Source organism: Colwellia sp. Bg11-28 (genome assembly GCF_002836245.1).
Taxonomy (GTDB): Bacteria; Pseudomonadota; Gammaproteobacteria; order Enterobacterales; family Alteromonadaceae; genus Colwellia; species Colwellia psychrerythraea_A.
This window is the reverse complement of sequence record NZ_PJBA01000018.1, coordinates 435153-456392: the sequence shown is the minus strand read 5'-3', so window position 1 is coordinate 456392 and position 21240 is coordinate 435153. Positions and strand designations below refer to the sequence as shown.

The 21240-nt window shown below is 37.6% G+C and carries 19 protein-coding genes; 15 read left to right on the top strand and 4 right to left on the bottom strand.

Annotated features, from left to right (window positions below):
* Positions 1 to 26 precede the first annotated feature (26 nt).
* From CXF79_RS19300 to CXF79_RS19260, 10 genes are all read left to right on the top strand, one after another.
* On the top strand, positions 27 to 782 hold the full coding sequence (locus CXF79_RS19300) for a M48 family metallopeptidase (RefSeq protein WP_101157251.1): 756 nt from the start codon (positions 27 to 29) through the stop codon (positions 780 to 782).
* A gap of 595 nt (positions 783 to 1377) precedes the next feature.
* Positions 1378 to 1743: a response regulator gene (locus CXF79_RS19295; RefSeq protein ID WP_041737142.1), complete on the top strand. Its 366-nt coding sequence runs from the start codon at positions 1378 to 1380 to the stop codon at positions 1741 to 1743.
* Complete coding sequence (locus CXF79_RS19290) at positions 1740 to 2348, top strand: chemotaxis protein (protein WP_101157249.1); 609 nt, start codon at positions 1740 to 1742, stop codon at positions 2346 to 2348. Before CXF79_RS19295 ends, CXF79_RS19290 begins: the two co-directional genes overlap by 4 nt.
* A complete protein-coding gene (locus CXF79_RS19285) occupies positions 2348 to 3352 on the top strand; it encodes a GGDEF domain-containing protein (RefSeq protein WP_011045024.1) in 1005 nt (334 codons plus the stop codon). Before CXF79_RS19290 ends, CXF79_RS19285 begins: the two co-directional genes overlap by 1 nt.
* Before the next feature lie 146 nt (positions 3353 to 3498).
* Positions 3499 to 3573 carry a thr operon leader peptide gene (gene thrL / locus CXF79_RS23930; RefSeq protein ID WP_146787372.1) on the top strand — a complete coding sequence of 25 codons (75 nt, stop codon included), beginning with the start codon at positions 3499 to 3501 and terminating at the stop codon, positions 3571 to 3573.
* A 152-nt stretch (positions 3574 to 3725) separates the two neighbouring features.
* Entirely contained in the window at positions 3726 to 6203 is a 2478-nt protein-coding gene (thrA, locus tag CXF79_RS19280; RefSeq protein WP_101157247.1) for a bifunctional aspartate kinase/homoserine dehydrogenase I, read from the top strand.
* Complete coding sequence (thrB, locus tag CXF79_RS19275) at positions 6203 to 7189, top strand: homoserine kinase (RefSeq protein ID WP_101158254.1); 987 nt, start codon at positions 6203 to 6205, stop codon at positions 7187 to 7189. Before thrA ends, thrB begins: the two co-directional genes overlap by 1 nt.
* A 72-nt stretch (positions 7190 to 7261) precedes the next feature.
* Positions 7262 to 8566, top strand: a complete 1305-nt coding sequence (thrC, locus tag CXF79_RS19270) for a threonine synthase (protein ID WP_011045020.1) — start codon at positions 7262 to 7264, stop codon at positions 8564 to 8566.
* A gap of 65 nt (positions 8567 to 8631) precedes the next feature.
* Positions 8632 to 9309, top strand: coding sequence for a uracil-DNA glycosylase (gene ung / locus CXF79_RS19265; protein WP_101157245.1), 678 nt, complete (start codon positions 8632 to 8634; stop codon positions 9307 to 9309).
* A 145-nt stretch (positions 9310 to 9454) separates the two neighbouring features.
* On the top strand, positions 9455 to 9757 hold the full coding sequence (locus CXF79_RS19260; RefSeq protein ID WP_101157243.1) for a hypothetical protein: 303 nt from the start codon (positions 9455 to 9457) through the stop codon (positions 9755 to 9757).
* A gap of 42 nt (positions 9758 to 9799) precedes the next feature.
* Here the strand turns inward: CXF79_RS19260 and CXF79_RS19255 are convergent, their stop codons facing one another.
* From CXF79_RS19255 to trxA, 4 genes are all read right to left on the bottom strand, one after another.
* Complete coding sequence (locus CXF79_RS19255; RefSeq protein ID WP_101157241.1) at positions 9800 to 10378, bottom strand: GNAT family N-acetyltransferase; 579 nt, start codon at positions 10376 to 10378, stop codon at positions 9800 to 9802.
* A gap of 104 nt (positions 10379 to 10482) precedes the next feature.
* Positions 10483 to 11436, bottom strand: coding sequence for a D-2-hydroxyacid dehydrogenase (locus CXF79_RS19250; protein ID WP_101157239.1), 954 nt, complete (start codon positions 11434 to 11436; stop codon positions 10483 to 10485).
* A 143-nt stretch (positions 11437 to 11579) separates the two neighbouring features.
* Complete coding sequence (locus tag CXF79_RS19245; protein ID WP_101157237.1) at positions 11580 to 12785, bottom strand: NnrS family protein; 1206 nt, start codon at positions 12783 to 12785, stop codon at positions 11580 to 11582.
* Positions 12786 to 12973: 188 nt separating this feature from the next.
* On the bottom strand, positions 12974 to 13303 hold the full coding sequence (gene trxA, locus CXF79_RS19240; RefSeq protein ID WP_101158253.1) for a thioredoxin: 330 nt from the start codon (positions 13301 to 13303) through the stop codon (positions 12974 to 12976).
* 221 nt (positions 13304 to 13524) lie between these two features.
* On the opposite strand from trxA, the gene CXF79_RS19235 reads away from it, so the two are divergent.
* The 5 genes from CXF79_RS19235 to CXF79_RS19210 all read left to right on the top strand — a co-directional run bounded on the left by CXF79_RS19235 (position 13525) and on the right by CXF79_RS19210 (position 21209).
* Positions 13525 to 14472 (top strand): LysR family transcriptional regulator, encoded by a 948-nt coding sequence (locus CXF79_RS19235; protein WP_232769253.1) that lies wholly within the window; start codon positions 13525 to 13527, stop codon positions 14470 to 14472.
* A gap of 95 nt (positions 14473 to 14567) precedes the next feature.
* The gene (locus CXF79_RS19230; RefSeq protein ID WP_011045009.1) at positions 14568 to 15257 is read left to right on the top strand and encodes an alpha/beta hydrolase; all 690 of its coding nucleotides are present in this window, start codon (positions 14568 to 14570) and stop codon (positions 15255 to 15257) included.
* Between the two features lie 73 nt (positions 15258 to 15330).
* A complete protein-coding gene (locus CXF79_RS19225; protein ID WP_101157233.1) occupies positions 15331 to 16257 on the top strand; it encodes a tetratricopeptide repeat protein in 927 nt (308 codons plus the stop codon).
* A 568-nt stretch (positions 16258 to 16825) separates the two neighbouring features.
* Positions 16826 to 19222, top strand: coding sequence for a TonB-dependent receptor (locus tag CXF79_RS19220; protein ID WP_101157231.1), 2397 nt, complete (start codon positions 16826 to 16828; stop codon positions 19220 to 19222).
* 403 nt (positions 19223 to 19625) lie between these two features.
* Positions 19626 to 21209: a tetratricopeptide repeat-containing sulfotransferase family protein gene (locus tag CXF79_RS19210; RefSeq protein ID WP_101157227.1), complete on the top strand. Its 1584-nt coding sequence runs from the start codon at positions 19626 to 19628 to the stop codon at positions 21207 to 21209.
* Positions 21210 to 21240: the final 31 nt, after the last annotated feature.

Here is a 21240-nt window from a genome sequence, read left to right as displayed (position 1 = left end):
ATATGATGTGTTGCGGTTAACATTCTATGCTTGAATATAAACTTATTCGCAGTAAGCGTAGGAAAACACTGGCACTGCAGGTTAAACATGGTCAAGTGACTGTGAGAGCCCCTCATTATGTTACATCAGCTTTTATTGATACTTTTATTCAAGAAAAGTCAGCTTGGCTGCGTAGCAAATTAGCTGAGCAACAAAAAACACCCGATTATTGTGACTTCAGTCAAGGTTCAAACTTGCTTTACTTAGGCGAGAAAGTCATTCTCAATATCTGTATAGCAAAAAAATCTGAGGTGTATTTTAGCCATCTTGTGATTGCTGAAATAGAACCAAAGAATTATCAAGAAATTACGACTAAGCAACTTAATGTTGCTATAAGTGAGAAAATTCATTCTAGGTTAATAAATCCTTTAGCAATATCTAAACAGATAAAAAAACAACTCGAAGTCTACTTTAAACAGCAAGCTGAACAGTTATTCAGTGAGCGCCTTGAAAGGATTAGTAAACAAATATCCTTGTGCCCAACAGCGATAAATATTCGTCAGTACCGTGCTCGTTGGGGAAGTTGTAATAATCGAGGTGAAGTAAATTTTAATTACCTCTTAATGATGACGCCTTTAACTGTTATTGATTATGTGATCGTTCATGAGTTATGCCACTTAGAGCATTTAAATCACTCTAAAGAGTTTTGGCACCTCGTTGAAAAATTCTGCCCAAACTATGATATTGCCAAAAAATGGCTTAATACTTATCAATCGCAATTACAGTGGCAAAACCCTCACTAAAGCCAACAAAAATTTGAAGAACAATGATCTTTGTCACAAACTTAGACAATATACCTACCCTTAACTACACTTTTTGCTGTTGCAATAAATTATAATTAATTCATAACTTTTTGTTATTTATTATTTAAATTTTAAAAGGCATTGTGATGAAAATTAATTTCGATAGCATTAAAATTATCACGGTTTATATCAGCTCAGCGGTATTCTCTATTGCTTGTGCTTCTTTTATTATTGGTGGCTAATTGTAATGGCATATGTGCGCCGTTGTTGATTAACCATTAGCTACACCTACTTTGTATTTACCCTTCAACCTCACTATCTAACTAAATAGATACTTATTATATTTTGTAGTATTTATATTTCAAAACACTAGTCCCCTCTTATGTAGATCTGAAGTCAGTTACGTCGCACTTATGCTCTATTTTTATCTATTTAGTTAGATACAAAGTGGAGTGATTTCGTGTTAAAAGTACGAGTTTGTCACTTATAAATGAACTATCTACATAATATTGTTAAAAAAATGAATTGTAGATTAACAATTGCTTTTATTTAGGGTAAATTATCACCAATAAAATAAAATAAGGTCCCTCCTTCTATGAGCCCATCGGTGCTTATTTGTGATGATTCAAACATGGCCAGAAAGCAAGTGCTTAGAAGTCTTCCTGAAGAATGGAAAGATTCCGTTCAGATTGCCTGTAATGGTGCAGAAGCGCTAACAATTTTACGTGATAATAGCATCGAAATTCTCTTTCTTGATCTTACTATGCCGGGTATTGATGGTATTGGTGTTTTACAGGGCATAAAAAAATTAAACCTTAATTGCAGTGTTTTTGTTATTTCAGCAGATATTCAGCCTGAAATGCAAAATAAGGTAAAAGCACTAGGAGCAAAAGAGTTTATGCGTAAGCCTGTAAAAGCAGATCTATTACTTAATAATTTGCGCCAACATGGCCTTTTATGAATCAATTTCACCTAACTGAAGACCAACAAGATTGCTTACGAGAGCTTATTAATATTGCTATGGGACAAGCAAGTGATCAACTTGCCCGTTATCTAGATACTTTTGTTTATTTGAAGGTCCCGAGTATTGAGAGTGTAGAAGCTAAAGATTTGATGAAAACCTTGAGTCAACAGAAAAATACCGTGGCCGTTGTAAGCCAAGGTTTTTTTGGTTATGAAGGTATTCGAGGTGAGGCTTTATTGGTTTACAAAGAAGAGAACTCTGGTCGAATTGCTGATTTATTGGGATATGAACCAGATGAATTATCACAAGATGAGCAATTAATTGATATTAGTTCCATCTTAACGACAACTTTTTTAAATGTATTTGCTCAGCAAATTAATAATCAATTGTCTTATAACGCGCCCAAATTACTGCCGAATGTACAGGAAATTTTATCTGAGCATTTACAACAAATGCCATTTACTTGGGATTTAGCATTAAAAGTAAATATTAATTATCAAGTGACAGATTATTCTTTTAATTGCAATATGATCTTATTGATCCCTGAAACAGCGATAACGAATATAAAACATGTGCTTGACCGTATTTTGGAAGAATTTTAATGTCTGATATTAAATCACACACTACGCCAACAGCTTCGGATGTACCGGTTGTAAATGAGCTGGCTCTTAAACAAATTAATAGCCAAATTGCTAACCAATTAAATACCGGTGTTTTGGTAATCGATGCTGATTTTAATATTGTTATTTGGAATCGTTTTTTACAGGTCCATACCGATAAAGTACCAGGTAGTATTATTGGGCAATCTATTTTTAGTGCATTTCCAGAGCTGCCACAACGTTGGTTATCTCGCAAGCTTAGTTCTGTTTTACAATTAAATACGCCGAGCTTTTGTTCCTGGCAACAAAGACATCACCTATTCGAATTACCTCACACTAGGCCGATCACGACAGATAGTGAGTTTATGGCGCAAAACTGCACCTTTCTACCTATAGAAACTGATGTTAACGGCAAACATATTTGTATCTTAATTGAAGATGTTACCGATGCTTGTCATTATCAAATGCAATTACAAAAGACCTTAGCTGAAATAGCGCAAATAAGTCGTATAGATGGTTTAACTCAAGTTTATAATCGAAGGCATTGGCAAGACTCCCTAGAACAAGAATACGCAAAAGCACGACGACATGATAAAAAGTTATCCTTGATAATGCTTGATTTAGACCATTTTAAATTGCTCAACGATAATTATGGCCATCAAGGTGGCGATATGGTGTTAATTGAGGTCAGTGCTTTAATAAGTACCTTATTAAGAGTTGAAGATACCTTTGGGCGTTATGGTGGAGAAGAGTTCGCTATTATTTTACCTGAGACAGATTCTGCAGGAGCAATAGAACTTGCACAGCGTATTTGTCGAATAATAGCCACAACACCTTTCACTTATAATGATCAGGTGATAAAGGTAACAGTCAGTTTAGGCGTTGCACAACTTAGTAGCAAAGAGTCTAATTATGAAGAACTGATTACCCAAGCAGACAGTGCTTTATATCAAGCAAAATCTCAGGGACGGAATCAAGTATGTAATGCTGCGGAACTTGTTTCTTGAATTAGAAGTAGAAGTAGAATGACTATGTGTCTGTGCTAATACGTTAATGCCTATTATTAAATTATATGCATAAATTATAACTTTTTATTTAATATTTTTTATCATTATAGATTGACAGTTACTGCAACTTAAGGCACTTTAGGGTTATGAAAATAAACACCAGCCACATTACTATTATTACAACCACTACCACCCTAATTAGGATGGCGGTCGCTGGCTAACGTGTATAAATGAAAATTTTATCGAAGCCCGTGACCTGAAAAGGTTACGGGCTTTTTTACGTTTACAATGAAGAGTATTAACTCTAATAGCTTAAACAGCTCAATAAGCAAAGAGTATCTTTATTCACTATTTCTTTATAAAGGAAGAAAACATGCGTGTACTTAAATTTGGTGGCTCTTCACTAGCTTCAGCAGAGCGTTTTCGTCAAGTTGCCGATATTATCCATGATAAAAGCAAATCATCAAAACTTGCCGTTGTTGTATCGGCCCCACAAGGGGTTACCAACCACTTAGTTGCTATGACTGAAAATATTAGCGATGAAGAAAAAGTAGTGGCAGATTTAGGTCACTTCAAACGTGCAATTACTACTATTATTGATGATTTATCGGCAAGTATAAGCAACTTTAACAATCAACATTGTGAGCAAGCGTTAGCGAATTATGAACATCAAATTTCACGCTATATGCAAGGTGCAATGTTACTAACCTATTGCCCAGATCATATCCGTGCCCGTATTATCAGTACTGGTGAACGTTTAAGTGTGGCAATACTTGATGCCGTGTTACAAGCTTATAGCGTACAAGTATCACTGTTAGCACCAGAAAAGTTTTTGTATACCAACAAGTCATCTTTAAATGCAGTAGCAGATTTAGTGTTGTCGAAAGAAAAATTTGAGCATGAATACACTGAATTAAATCAAGTATCGTTAATGCCAGGCTTTATTGGGGTAAATGCGGACAACAATGATGGTACGCCAGAAGTAACTACATTAGGGCGTAATGGCTCTGATTATTCGGCAGCGGTATTAGCTGTTTGTGCTGTCGCTGAGTGTTGTGAGATTTGGACGGATGTAGATGGAGTCTATAACGCAGATCCACGCTACATTAAAGAAGCTAAATTACTTGATTATTTATCGTATCAAGAAGCAATGGAACTCTCTTATTTTGGTGCCAGTGTATTACATCCAAAAACAATCGGACCAATTGCTCAGTACCATATCCCTTGTTTAATTAAGAATACCAGTAACCCAAGTGCACCAGGTACCTTAATTTCCAATGAGAATGACCAACAAAAACGCGTTAAAGCAATTTCTAACCTTGATGACCTAACCATGGTAAACGTGTCAGGACCTGGCATGAAAGGCATGGTAGGCATGGCGAGCCGTGTATTCGCAACTATGAGTAGAGAAAATATTTCTTTGGTACTTATTAGTCAATCATCTAGTGAGTATTGCATTAGCTTTTGTATTTATTCAAGTGACTCCGCGCGTGCTAAACAAAGTTTACACGAAGAGTTTGAATTAGAGCTGTTAAATGGCCTACTTGAACCGTTAGCGCTAAAAGGCGAACTATCCATTGTGTCACTTGTTGGTGATGGTATGCACCATCAACGAGGCGTGGCAGCTAAATTCTTTAGTTCATTAGCACAAGCACGAGTTAATGTGGTTGCTATTGCTCAAGATTCATCGGAGCGCAGTATCTCAGTTGTTGTGGAACAACGAAAATGTATGGATGCGATGAAAGTAAGTCACCAGAACTTCTTTTCTCATAAACCAACGATTGATGTTTTCTTAGTCGGCTGTGGTGTTGTTGGCAGTGAGCTAATAGCGCAAATATCTCGTCAACAAGCGAGTTTGAAAAAGCAAAACATTGTCTTGAAAGTTTACGGTATTGCTAACTCGAAAGGCATGGTATTTGATAAAGAAGGTATCGACTTAAATAACTGGCAAGATGCTATGGCGAATGCAAGTGAAGCGCTAGCAGTTAATGTAGATAATCTTAAAGGTTTTGTTCGTGATAACCATCTAATCAACCCTGTTTTTGTTGACTCAACATCAAATGAAACATTAGCAATGAGTTATGTAGATTACCTTGCTGAAGGTTTTCATATTGTTACGCCAAATAAAAAAGCAAATACTGACTCTTGGGAATATTATCAAGAGTTACGTAGTACTGCACAAAAAACCAATCGTCGTTTCTTATATGAAACAACGGTCGGTGCTGGTTTACCTGTTATTGATACCCTACAAAGCTTAATTAAAGCGGGCGATGAGTTACAGCGTTTCGAAGGTGTCTTGTCGGGTTCGTTATCTTATATGTTTGGTAAATTAGAAGAGGGTATGTCGTTATCAGAGGCGACTGCAATTGCTAAAGAAAATGGTTTCACTGAACCAGACCCTCGTGATGACTTAAGTGGTATGGACGTTGCGCGTAAATTATTAATTATGGCTCGTGAAGCTGGCATGCAGTTAGAGTTATCAGATATCAATATTGAGTCAGTATTACCCGACGATTTTGATGCCAGCGGTGATGTTAGTCAGTTTATGAGTAACTTAACTAAGCTTGATGGTGACTTTGCAGAGCGCGTAGCGAGTGCAAAATTAGAAGGTAAAGTACTTCGTTATATTGGTAATATTGTTGATGGTAATTGCCAAGTTTCTATAGAGTCTGTAGGAATTAACCACCCGTTATATAGCATTAAAGATGGCGAAAACGCCTTGGCTATTCATAGTCGTTATTACCAACCTTTACCGTTTGTTTTACGCGGTTACGGTGCGGGCGCAGCGGTTACAGCTGCAGGTGTTTTTGGTGATTTATTAAGAACCTTAGCATGGGAGCAACAGCACTAATGTCAGTTAGTAATCCCAATGTTAATAAAAGTGTTTCGGTATTTGCACCGGCCTCTATAGGTAATGTTAGTGTAGGCTTTGATGTTTTAGGGCTGGCAGTAAAGCCGGTAGATGGTACATTATTAGGCGATGTGGTCACTGTAAATGCAACAACCAGCAATGACAATAGCCTAACGGTTATCGGTAACTTTGCTGATAAGTTACCAAGTAATAAGGAAGACAATATTGTTTGGTCTTGCCTATTATTGTTTAATGAGCAATTAATCAGTGTGAAACAAACACCTGTTTTTGTTGCCATTACTTTAGATAAAAAAATGCCTGTTGGCAGCGGTTTAGGATCAAGTGCCTGTTCTGTTGTCGCAGCACTAGCCTCCTTGAATGCGTTTTATGCTAAATACCATAATTTTAGCTTTTCTGAAAATGTCGTATTAAAAATGACAGGCCAAATGGAAGCACAAATTAGTGGCAGCTTACATTATGATAATGTTGCGCCATGTTATTTAGGTGGTTTGCAATTAATGGTTCCGGATGAAAATGTGATCTCGCGCATTTTACCTAGTTTCGATGATTGCTATTATGTAATGGCGTATCCTGGTATCGAGGTATCAACTAAAGCAGCCAGAGAGGTTCTACCTACAACTTATAGTCGTAGCGACGTTATCAGCTATGGTCAAAACTTAGCGACATTTGTTGATGCATGTCATCGCCAAGATAAAAGCCAAGCATTCTCAGTACTAACCGATGTGATTGCAGAACCATATCGCACAGATTTGTTACCAAAATATAAAGCCTCTCGAGATTATTTAAGCTCGCAAGGCGCGTTAGCCGTTGGAATTTCAGGCTCAGGGCCGACACTATTTTGTGTTTGTGATAGCGAAAAGCAAGCAGAGCAATTTGCCTTATGGTTACAAGAGAACTATTTACAAACAGCATTAGGCTTTGTCCATGTGTGTAAAGTCGATGATGTTGGCGCAACAGAAATTTAATAGCAATGTGCTTTGAAGGTATATAAGCATGATAGCTAACCAATATTAGTGAACGGATTATTAGGAAAAACAGTGAAATATTATAATTTAAAAGAAAATGATGAGCAGGTAACTTTCGCTCAAGCAGTTAAACAAGGTTTAGGTAAAAATCAGGGCTTATTTTTCCCTACCGATATGCCAAAACTTGATAATATCGAAGAGCTGCTAGCACTGCCCTTGGTAGAGCGTAGTGTTAAAATATTAGCACCATTTGTTGAAGGTGACTTAACAAAAAGTGAATTAACTGACATTGTTACCGATGCTTTTAATTTCCCTGCTTTATTACAGCCGATTAGCCCAGACCGTGCCATTTTAGAATTATTCCACGGGCCAACGTTAGCTTTTAAAGATTTTGGTGCCCGCTTTATGGCCAAGTGTTTACAAGTATTTGTTGCTAAAGATGCTAAAGCAAGTGGTGAGACAAAACCTTTGACCATTTTAACCGCTACGTCTGGTGATACCGGTGCGGCTGTTGCTCATGCATTTCACGGTATTGATAACATTCGTGTTGTCATAATGTATCCGAAAGGAAAAATCAGCTTACTACAAGAAAAAATGTTTACCACGCTAGGTGGAAATATTGAAACATTAGCAGTTGATGGTGATTTTGACGATTGCCAAACATTAGTAAAGCAGTCTTTTGATGATAAAGAGTTAGCAAATACTATCGGTTTAAACTCAGCAAACTCAATAAATATAAGTCGATTATTGGCACAAGTATGTTATTACTTTGAAGCCGTAGCACAATTATCACGCGCAAAGAGTGATTTAAGTAGCATTGTATTCTCTATCCCTAGTGGTAATTTTGGTAACCTAACCGCTGGCTTATTTGCCAAAGCAATGGGCTTGCCAATTAAACGCTTTATTGCCGCAACTAACGCTAATGATACGGTACCTCGTTACTTAGAGACAGGTGAGTGGACACCCAATGTAACCGTCGCTACTATTTCAAATGCAATGGATGTGAGTAACCCGAATAACTGGCCGCGCGTTGAGCATATGCTCAAGAGTGGTATTGTTGAGCAAGGTTGTGTCAGCTCGGTATCTATCGACGAAGAACAAACCCAATCAACCGTTATTCAACTTCGTAAGTTAGGTTACATCAGTGAACCACATGCTGCTGTTGCTTATAAAGCGCTACAATATAGTGCTGTAGAAGGGGAGTTTGGTGTCTTTTTAGGAACAGCTCATCCTGCGAAATTTAAAGAAGTTGTTGAAAGCATTCTTGGTCAACCGTTAGGTTTACCAAAAGAGCTTGCGGATTGTGCTGGTGAGCCTATCTTGTCGCAAGATCTTGCTGCAAACTTCAGTGATTTACGTAGTTATCTTTTAAGTTAGGCTACTCGATAAATACTGCTAATAGGTACAGAGATAATTTACCGGTATAACGTAAAGGCAGCATGATGATAAAACCCCAATGGCAGCAGTTAATTGCTGGTGAAGCGAAGCAAAGCTACTTTAAAAACTTAGTCAAAGAAGTCGCAACGCAAAGAGCATCGGAGATTTCAATTTATCCAGCAGAAGGTGATGTGTTTAATGCTTTTAACCACGTTGATTTAGCAGAGATAAAAGTTGTCATTCTTGGGCAAGATCCTTATCACGGAAAAGATCAAGCACATGGTTTAGCTTTTTCAGTGCAGGAGGGCATCAAGGTACCGCCATCACTTGTTAATATTTATAAAGAACTGGCGACCGATGTTGAAGGCTTTGAAATACCAAAGCATGGCTGTTTAACACATTGGGCAGAGCAAGGAGTACTGTTGTTAAATACGGTATTAACAGTGCAGCAAGCCAATGCGCATTCTCATGCTAAGCTGGGTTGGGAGACTTTTACCGAGCAAGCTATTAACGCGTTAAATGAGCACAATGATGGTTGTGTTTTTATTTTATGGGGAGCACATGCACATAAGAAAGGTAAAAATATTAACCAAGAAAAACATTTAGTTTTAGCGGGTCCACATCCGTCGCCATTGTCTGCTTACAGAGGTTTTTTTGGCTGTAAACATTTCTCTCAAGCTAATGCTTGGTTAGCTAAACACGAGGTTAATCAAGTTGATTGGCATTTACCTGTGGAGGCTTAGGCGAAAATAAATTAATGGTAATTCTGTTACCATTGAAAGTGCGTTATTTCAGTGGCGGTTACCTCCGTGCCTTAACAACTTTATAATGCATTTTATTCTGCTATATTTTAAATAGCATGGAGTTCTACAGAGAGGGGAAAACCTAATGAGCATAAATTTTTCACAATTCGATGAATCGTCAGTGATAATGCTAAAACTATTAGCACAGCACTTTCCTACGCCAACAGAGATTGGCTTTAACGATGTTTTTGTCGACTCTGAGACGGACATTGACAAACGTGCTGCTCATATTGGCACGATAGCGTTTTTACGTCATGAAGATCTTATCGCTCATGACGTGGGTAGCGCATCGTCTTTTATTCTTACTCGAAAAGGATTAGCGCTATTTAATGAAGACATCATTAAGCGTTTAAAAGACCAGCTCAATAGTGACGCGAATTTTATTTAGTCCCATCTTGAGCTGCAGCTCTATTTAGATATCTACAGTATATTAATGATCAAAATGAATAATCATTTCGGCAGCTTCACAATGACAATCATGCCCACATAAAATGCAGTTATAGCCTTGCTTACTCTCTTCATTCCACTTGTCAGGGTGTGATTTTATTAATTTTCCACCACATTTACTGAAATATGACACGGCGCTATTATTAGGACTCTGTTTCCATAAATGACTTATACCCGCTTGAGCGCCTTGATGCTGTGCAGCTTTTATAGCGAGTTGTAATAGTTGTTTACCAATGCCTAATCCACGGTATTTTTCATCAACGGTATTACATTTGAAATAACAGCAATGCTGGCTATCTTCTTGCCATAAGTCTGGACTGCACCATTGATCTATTTGCCATTGATTGGCTGAATAAGTACTTCGAAAGCCGATAACTTGGTCATCAAGCAGAGCAACAAAACTACAGTTAATGTTATTCACTATGCCTTTATTGGTCCACTCAACAATTTTCTCATCATCTAAATAACCATCGCCATGAACCGAATTAGCGAGTGTAATAACTTGTGAAAAATATTTTGCTGTTAGCGGCAAATATTTAATGGTGTCTTTTTTAAGTGTCATGATTTTCTTAACGCATAATTGATTATCTCAAGGCTAAGATAGCAAAGCTTTAACTAACTTGCAGTGAAATTTACTTATCACTTAGTTGGATTAACTGAGTTAATTCAAGTTAAACGATTTAATTGTTCGCCTTGGGTAAAGGCAATAATATTTTGGCTTAATAAATCAATCAAACGCTGTTGAGCTTCACTGCTAGCCCAAGCGATATGTGCGGTTATTTTTAAATTAGAAAGCTTGTTATTAAGTAGTATGTGATCAGCTGGAGGCGGCTCTTGTGATAATACATCTAAAATAGCATAGGCAATTTCTTTTGTTTTTAAAGCATCCAATAACGCAGGTTCATCAATTAATGCACCTCGAGCAGTATTAACTAATACGGCAGTATTTTTCATGCGAGCTAGTACACTTTCATTAATGAAGTTTTCAGTTTCAGGGGTTTGTGGGCAATGTAAACTGATAATATCAGCCTCTTCAATAACCTGTTCAAAAGAAACTCGCTCTGCGCGAATAGTGCTGGCCTGAGGGCGTTCACTAATGAGCACTTTCATATTGAAAGCCTGTGCTATATCAACAACAGCTTTACCTAAACTTCCGTAACCAATAATACCGAGTGTTTTTCCTGCTAATTCGCTGATGCTATTACCGTGATAGCAAAAAGTATCATTGCTTGACCATAAACCTTGTTCCGTATTGCTATTATGGTGACTCGTTTGTTGATAATACTCGAGTAATTGGGCAAAAACATATTGTGCAACAGATTGCCCTGCGTAACCGCTAACATTCGTTACGGCAATATCTAAGTGACGAGCAGCTTCAATATCTACATTGTTATAACCCGTTGCGCTGATACAGATGAGCTTTACGTTTGGTAAGGCAGATAGCATTTCTGCCGTTAACTGTACCTTATTGGTAATAATAATATCTGCATCTAGGCAGCGCTTTATAACCTCATTAGGTGATGTATTGGCATAACAAACTAACTGGCTTACCTGTTGTTCAATGACAGAAAAGTCAATGGTAGAACTGAAGGTTTGTTCATCTAAAAATACTGCACGCATGTTGTTTACTCTATTTTTATTAATTTGTTTATAGTTGCCCAATAAAAATAAGCTAGGTAATTCGAATAGAACTAGCTAGCTTATTTACTTATTTAGGGACAACAAAACATTGCTGTCATGGTAGATAGTTAGTGTAAATCACTCTATCCAGGTCGACCATCTTTTCTTGCGTTTATTAACATAGGACCGTAACCCGCAATAAAGATAACAAAAGCAATAATCCAAAACCCACCACTGATATCAATAAATAATAACGTTTTTTCAGGAACAGCCCAAGGGCCAAAAGAACGTACCAGTGCAGCTAAGTTAATTAATATATAGGCAAGGGTCATTGATTTTGGTGGTGTTAATGGACGCCCTGTATGACCTAAAGAAACACGCGAAATCATGGCTAAAATCATACCGCCAATACCGCCAATAGTCAGTAAGTGCCAAACATGATTACTTGGTACTTCAGGTATTAAATAACTTGCACCAAGTACGAATAAACCGAAGCAGATAAATTTCATAGCGCCGTGAATAGACCATAAAAGAGGAACATGTAACGTTATCCAAGGACGCCATCTTACCCAGCGCATCGTTTGAAATACGCTAGCAATGATAAGTAATACGCCGAAGAATGTTGCCGAAAAACCCACTATCGGTTCTAGTAGGAGACTGAACATAGCAATAGCTAAACTTCCATTGGCGGCTTTATCTAACCAAGGTAGTGGCGCTGCTTTCTCGGTTTTTGTGCCATTGGCTGTAAACATAGGCGCAACACGACCAGCCATTACTGACATTAAAAAGGTCACTAACATAACGCCCGCATAACCAGAATATACGCTATTGAATGTTGTAGGGTAATGTATTGCTAAGTGCATCTCTAAATTAGCGATGGTGAATAAAGCGAGTAGCGGTACGAAGAACAAATTACGGTATTGCTTCATAGCAATAATTGGTTTAGCTAAGACATACGCAACAGTTGGTAGAAAAAGTAGGTCAATTAAACTGCTTAGTGATGAACCAAGTAAATCAGGCACGGCTAGCAAAGTGCGACCCGCTAACCAAAGCAAGAACAAAGCGAGTAATGTATTGCCTTGAGCGCCTCTAACGCCAGTCCAGTTTTGTACAGCAGTTAATAAAAAACCTGCAATAATAGCGCCGCCAAAACCAAAAATCATCTCATGAATGTGCCACCAATAACCACCGCCCAAAGGTGATAAGCTAATTGTTCCCTTATACATTAATAGCCAAAGCGTAATGGCGAAAATGCTAAATAACGCCCCGCTTAGAAAAAAAGGTCTAAAACCTAAGCGTAAAAGCGGTGGAATTTTTTGTTCTGTTTTTAAGTCGGTGATTTGCATCATTTGCGTGCCTTGTATACATCTAAGATATTACGACGATATTTTGAGGAATGATTGTTAAGAATGATTGTAATGAATAGTCAGTAGTGATGCCCGAAATAGATCAAGGTATGGTCAATAATATTGTGCAGGTAACGAAAATAGTTAGGTTATCAGGTGTTGATAGCCTAACTAGATAACGGGAAAGTTTATTACTGTTGAACGAACTTTGTCACTTGGCTGACAGAAGCGGCTCCAACTTGTGTAGCGACTAACTCTCCTTTGTTCATTAAAAGTAATGTAGGAATACCTCGAATACCAAACTTAGCCATCAATTCTTGACTGTTATCAGCGTTGATTTTTATAACTTTAATGTCTTCATGTTCTTGTGCTATTTGCTCAACAACAGGTGCTAGCATTTTACATGGTGCACACCACGGAGCATAAAAATCGATTAATACCTTGCCTGAGGCTTGTTCTACTTCTTGATAAAATTGTTCGGCTAAAATCTCTTCAACTTTAATCAATGTTTCTGTGCTCATGATGTACTCCATTATGTTCTCTTTTTGGTAAAGGTTTAGCAAATATTTACCAATTATTTAGTAAAGACTCGCTAATTGCTTTCTAACTAATTCGTACGTTCTAGATAATTAGTGGGTGATTAGTTAGAAGGTGCAGTGTACTGAAGTTGCAATTACTTTATTAGATGTGTTTAATGGGATTCATTGTTCTAAAAATGAAACAATAGAAAGGGAATATAAAATTGAGCAATTTAGATGATTTGCATTTATTTGTTAGTTTAGTCGAAGCGGGATCTTTTACCGCAGCAGCAAAAGATCTAGGTATAGCAAAGTCTAAGTTAAGTCGGCGTTTAGTGTTGCTAGAGAAAAAACTAGGCTGTGAGCTTCTTCTACGTACTACGCGAAAGCAAGAGCTTACCGATAGTGGTCGATTACTTTTTTGTGCCAGCAAAGAGCATATAGATGCCTTAACCAAGGTAGAGGAGGAGCTTTCTTCATCACTACATCAGCCCCAAGGTAAGCTGAATATTTTATTACCCTTAGAGTTTTTTAATCAAATTATAAGTACGTTAATTGGTGATTTTTTAAGTCGCTATCCTAAAATTCACTTACATTGTCAACATTACTCAGGATCAGTGCCTGAATTTGATCCCAAGTTTGATCTTTGTTTTGTCTTGCATGAACAAGCGTTGCCAACAACAAACTGGATTGCTAAAGAGTTGTTGAGTTTTCCACAATCTATTTATTATTCACCGACAATGTCGTCGAAGCTAGCAAGTAAGTTGCTTCAAGAAAAAGCAACTAAACCAGAAAAACTTAGCCAGCATGACTGCATATTAGAAGAGGAAGGTCAGCCGTGGCACTTTCGTAATGGTGATAAAATTGAGCAAGTTAATGTTAACGGCAGAGTGGTACTGTCTAGTCCAGAAATGCGTCTTCGTGCGGCGGAGCAGGGCTTAGGTCTGTGTAAATTACCGGACTATGTTTTAAAAAATAGTGTACTAAAAAGCAGATTAATAAAAAACAGAGTATTAAAGGATAATTCACAAGCGCAATCACTTCAACGACTATCGCTAAGCCATGAGAGTGTTGCACAGCGTTTGAGTGTGCTTTATCAAAGTCGCCATGTTGCCAGTAAAACCAGAACATTTTTAGACTACTTTCAAAGTCATGTAGGGCAATTATTGTGAACCTTATCCGAGTAGTTGAGATGCAGTTTTGCCACAGACACAAACGATTGTTATGATGTGGCATCTTCTTATTAACGAATAAATCATTGAATTTTATGTCAGCAACATCACTTGAACGAATTACCATAGAACCTGAAACTCCAGCAACTTCCTGTGTCATCTGGTTACATGGTTTGGGAGACTCAGGTGCCGGCTTTGCACCTATTGTCCCTATATTTTCTTTACCAGAAAATCACGGTATACGCTTTATTTTCCCTCATGCACCTGAGCAAGCCGTAACCATTAACCAAGGTTATGTTATGCGATCTTGGTATGATATCAAAAGCCTAGATTTACATAACCGTGCTGATATGGACGGTGTTTTAGCCTCTGAAAAAAAGGTGCAGGCGTTAATCCAAGAACAAATTGATTCGGGTATAGCTGCTAAAAATATCGTATTAGCTGGTTTTAGCCAAGGTGGTGTTTTGAGTTTATTTACGGGTTTACGTTTTGGGCAAAGCTTAGCGGGTATCTTGGCATTATCTTGTTATTTACCAACATCAGATACTTTACCAGAGCTATGTCATAGTGCTAATGCAGCGACGCCTATTTTACAAAATCATGGTGAGCGAGATGATGTTGTGCCAATGAGTGCAGGTAAAATGGCAAATACTTTATTAACAGCGGCTGATTATGATGTGACTTGGAAAAGTTATGCAATGGATCATTCGGTGTTACCAGATCAGCTAAGGGATATTTCTGCTTGGTTACAAGCGAGGTTGCTAGGTCATCAAATCCCTATTTAGTGATATAAATAGGGTTAATTTCTTTGCATTGTGGCTTTGTTTGTAATTGACACATAAATATTGAGGATGGTGGATGGACAGGGTAAAAAAAAGAAACGGTGTGGATAATACCGTGAAGGCAGCAATAAGGCTGAGGCCAGATAATGGCTGGTTTAACAGCCAATATTTTACTGTTGCTAACGTGCTAAAAATCGTAGTTTTCTTAACACTATGTTTTTTTATCTATCAAAAATCTACCCAGTCTCAACAAGAAAAGGATGATAGTTTACTCTACCTCGCCAGCCCTAAAGTAGATGACATTTACTTTTTAGATTTCAGAATTCTCAGTGATAACCTTAGACCAAATGAAAAATATAGAATTGCCAAAGTAGTCGATATTACCGGTGATGTGGTAACACTACTTTATGGCAACATCTTTTACCTGCGCCAACAATCGCTAAAAGATAGCATTCGTTATGGTCAGTTAAGGTATAAAGATTATTTTGAATCTAAGCGTTATGACTTATCGTTAATGCAGATAAAGACAATGCATGACTCTGGCGCTATTTATATGGTCAAACGTCCAGATAAAAATATGCTGTTCGGGAATTATGTTAATGATCCTAAAACGGAACTAAGTACTAATTTGTATATTCCAGGTAAGCGTGAAAACCTCGCAGGTCTAAGTTTGCTAAAATCTGACTACCTTGAAGATAATGTAGAACAAGCTTTTGAGCGTTTTAGTAGTTCAGGCCAGTTAGGTTTTGCACCAGGGCAAGTAAATCTAGGGCAAATGTACTTGAATGGTAATTATATTGATAAGGATCTCACTCAAGCGCTGTATTGGTTTAAACAAGCAGCACTTCAAAGTGATAAAGCAGGCGTGCTTAAGTACGTTATTGTTTGTCGGCAGGTTAGTTATTGCCAAGAGGGTGACTTTTACCAAGAGTTATTAGATGCTGGCGTAAATATAAAAGTGAGAGAAATCGACTTTACCTTATCAGCCAATGAAATAGGTTAAATTTGTACAATCTACGTAGACTAATCTCCTTTAGTCTACGTAATTCTATCGAGAAGTTACTGGCTATAAAAGCTGAGGCTTACCTCGTTCATAAAAATAAGCACATTACTTCAAGCCATTATGGTATTTGTTTATTATTAAATCGGTCTACAATTTTGTTAGCTTTGTCAGGAAGGTTAATTTACCTGACTCAGTTCCCTCTCTATTTTCCTTTCATGTATTTACCTCTTAGTAAAAATAGTTATGCGAAAAATAATCCAACAAACTAATTGAAATATTTAGAGTTAAATTATTTAAAGCAGTTGTTAGCCACATAAGATGAGTTTTTCTTTATGCTCCTAAGTTTTTATTTAATTATTATAGGTAGGTAGTTATTCAATAAAACTGCATAACCATATATAATGCCGTTTAAGATAGAATAGCTGTCATAAATACAATGATTTAGTGTTAAGACCTGCTATTTCTTCATAATAAAATTGATATTTGAATCAGAAAAACTTTCAAATAGTGAAATAATTAACTATAAGAAGTGGCTATAAGCCATATATATAATTTCGGAACAGACCACATGAAAGTAAAAAAATCGCAGGTATTTAAAAAGTCTACACTATGCTTAGCATTGAGCTCTGCACTGGCTTTACCGGTAAATAGTTATGCAGAAGAGTCTGCAGCGGATGGTATAGAGCGTATCCAAGTGACGGCCTCTCGTCGAGCATCCACCGTGCAAGAGGCGCCTTTAAATATCACGGCACTGGATGGTGATGTGATGAAAGATCAAAATATAACTCAGTTATCTGATGTTGCTCGTTGGGTGCCAGGCTTAAGTGTTGCTGATCAAGGTGGTCGTACAGGTTCTCCAATTATTGTTCGTGGTTTAAATACCAATTCTTCCGGTCCTGATTCTGATGCAGGTACTGTTGCCACATACATTGGCGAAATTCCCCTTGTTGTCGATATGAAACTTATTGATGTTGAACGTGTCGAGGTTTTAATTGGTCCACAAGGCACTTTATATGGCGCGGGCACGCTTGGCGGCGCTATCCGTTATTTACCCAATAAGCCGATACTAGACGAAACATCAGGCTCACTTTATGGTGATTTTTTTACCTTATCTGAAAGTGATGATACCGGTGGGGAAGCGGGTTTTGTGTTTAATACGCCACTTATTGACGATGAATTAGCAGTACGTTTTGCCGTTAATTATTTGGATGAACCTGGCTATATTGATTACAATTATGTGGTTCGAGAAGGTGGCGTGTCATTACCTGACCCTGATTGGTCAGATACTGATGCCGTTGACAGTAACTTGAGACAAGTGGCAGACGCTAATTTTGAGCAAACAACGACGGCAAAAGCGATGATTCGCTGGCAACCCAATGATATTTTCGATGCAACCTTGTCTTACTTTTATCAAAAACAAGAAATTGGTGGCCGTTCGATCGTTCATCACAATAGTTTAAGTGAAACGAATCCTTTATCTACTGTGATAGGTGAATATGAATCAGGTTATCGTTACCAAGAGCCAAGAGAAAAAGAAGATACTTTACTTAGTTTAGAAATGACTGTTGATTTAGGTTTTGCGGAGCTGACTTCTGCAACCGGTTATTCAGAATTTGAAGCCCTTGGCCAGCGCGATCAAACCGATTTATTGATTCGTTTAGATTATAGCTATGAAGAATTCCCAGGCTTCTCTGCGTTTACGCGAGAAGTTGATGAAGCTGAAAATTTCACCCAAGAAATTCGTTTAGTCTCTACGGGAGATTCAGCATTCTCTTGGATAGTTGGTGCTTATTATAATAAATTTGAAAGCTTTAACGATAGTCGTGAGTTCACACCGGGTTTTGATCAATACGCGGTTGATAACTTTGGAGCAGAGCAGTTACGTCCTGACTCTCTGGAATATGTCTCTGTGGATAAAGCAGAAATTACTGAGTCGGCACTTTTTGGTGAAATTACCTATAGCGTAACGGATAAGTTAACTCTGATGTTGGGAGCACGCTTCTATCAATATGATGTCGTCGCTCAATCTGATGCGGATTTACCTTTGTTAAACACGATTTATGATGCGAGTTATGATCCAACCTTCATTGATATAGAACTAATGGAGTCGAAAGCTGATGATGATGGCAGCCTATTTAAAGTTAATGCCAGTTATCAATTCAGTGATGATGTCATGGGGTACGCCACGATAAGTGAAGGCTTTCGAATTGGTGGCTCAAATGGAATCGCCGCTTGTGATGAAGATATTGGACAGCAGCAAAGCGTTTGTGCTCAACCTGATGAATTATTGTATGAGCCAGATACCACCACAAACTACGAGTTAGGCTTTAAGAGCACTTGGTTCAGTAACCAATTACACTTTAATGCCGCACTCTTTATGGTGGAGTGGGACAATGCTCAAATTGAGGGAGCAACGGAAGTTGGTCAACAACCTTATACCTCTAATGCGGGTGAAGCTGAAGCGTCAGGGGTTGAAATATCAAGTAGAGCGATGTTGACGGATAGTCTTATTGCTTATGCAACTTATGCTTATACTAAGGCAGAATTGACCAGTGATGATGTTCCTGATATTGGTTTTTCAGGAGATCGCTTACCCGGTTCACCAGAGCAACAATTTTCATTAGGTGCAACCTATTCAACTGAAGTTTTTGGTGGTACAGGTTTAGATGTTAACTATGGTTTAACCTATCAAAGTGATGTTTATTCTAAAGTTGGACTACGAAATAATGGCGAAGCATTACCTGGTTATGCGTTAAGTAATATGTCGGCACGATTCTCTGAAGATGCTTGGTCGGTGACCTTATACGTAGATAACATGTTTGATAAGTATGCCTACAGCTCTGTACGCCGCGATGTTGGTGATATAACTACTGCAAACGACCCCGTAATTCAGCGTAATTATGGCCACTACCTAATTACGCCACGTAAAGTTGGCGTGCGTTTTGATTACTTATTTGACCTATAATATCCATTAACTTAATGAGAGTTATGAGGTTTAATACACATAGACTTTCAATAAGAGATGTTTTATTTAGCAAAAACTAGCGATTGAAAGTATGAACACAAAAACACAGTATTATTAAGCTTAGCTAAATGATACTGTGTTTTTTTATGCTTTACTTAGTGATTTATCAATCGATATACTTATACCAATCAGACGAACTAAGTAATATTTTTAAATGGCCTAATTATCCAATAACATCGTTGCTTTCAATCCCAATAGTCAGCTATTACTCAATCAAGCGCCTTGTTATTGAAAAATTATTTTCATTGCTGATGTGGCACTGAAGTTGAACCATTAATTAATCTGAACGATATTAATCTAAGCCTTTCCATGATTATCAGTAACCAATTTAAGTATCCGATGCATGTCTAGCACAATAAAAGTATTACACCAGCAAGCACAAAAAGCCTTAAATCAAGGTTTGTATCAACAGGCACACCAACATTTAATTTCAATTTTACAGCAAGATAAGTATTTTGCTGACGCCTATTTTTTATTAGCTATGATTGCCAGTGCCCATCATAATTTGGCAAAAGCAATTGAATTAATTAAACAAGCTAATAGTCTTGCTCCTAATAACCCTGAGTATTTATCACAACTTGCCAAACATTATGCGCTCGAAAATAATCATGTTGAAGCACTGTACTTTGCAGAACTTGCCGCTAAGTTAATTGCTCAATTAACGGTTCAATCCTCACTAACCTTAGATACGCTTGGCGTAGCGTATAGTCAAATGGGATTGCATGAAAAAGCCGTTAAATTTTTTAAAAAATCAGTCGGTATTAATGACAGAAATCCAAATTACTTTTTTAATTTAGGTGCTTCATTAAAATTCATTGGTGACTTTGAGGGGGCTAGAAAAGCCTATAAAAAAACTATTTCAATGGCGCCCAATTATTACAAAGCACATTCAGCATTGACGGGTTTAGGCGGAATATCAGAAGACTACAATCATATTCCTCTACTTGAGCGATTATTTAAGCAAACGCAACATGCGGACGACAGGTTACATATAGGCCACGCTCTAGCACGTGAATATGAAGCCTTAGAAGATTTTGACAAAGCATTTTACTACTTGGAAACAGCTAAAAAATTCAAACTTGAACAATTGAAGTACAACATTGATGAAGACAAAACGCTGTTCAAGAGTCTTGCAAGCCACTTTAAAGACAGCAAGTATTCCCTATCTCAAGGCTTCGAAACAGATGAAGCAATATTTGTCGTGGGCATGCCAAGATCAGGTACCACCTTGGTTGAACGAATCATTTCACAACATACTGACGTAACTAGTGCAGGGGAGTTGCAACACTTTGGTTTATTAGTTAAAAAGATGACTAAAACCACTAGTAATCGTGTGATCGATGCAGAGACGGTAACAGCAACAAAAGATATAAATTTTAAAGCGTTAGGTAAAGCGTATATTGAAAGTACGAGAGCGATAACGGGTAAAACAGCAAGGTTTGTCGATAAGATGCCATTAAATGTACTTTATGTTGGTTTTATCCTACAAGCATTACCCAAGGCAAAAATCATCTGCTTGGATAGAAACCCATTGGACACTATTGTGAGTAATTTCAGACAGCTTTTTTCTGTTAATCAATCGTACTACAGTTATGCGTATGATCTGCAAACTACGACAGAATTCTATTTGTTATTCAAACAACTCGCGGAATTGTGGTTAGCACTTTTTCCTGACAATTTTTATTTAATTAATTATGAGAAATTGGTTAACGATCCTATCAATGAAGCTAAGCAGCTTATTGAGTTTTGTGATCTTTCTTGGCAAGAACAATGTGTTGATATTCATCAGAACTCAGCACCCGTTGCGACTGCTAGCGCGCTACAAGTACGTAGTCCTATTAATAATCGTTCAGTAGATAACTGGAAAAAATACGATGCTTATCTTGATGGTGTAAAAAAGAGTTTAGCCACTAAGGTCGATACTTAATCGTTTCAATCAATGGATTATTATACGGTTC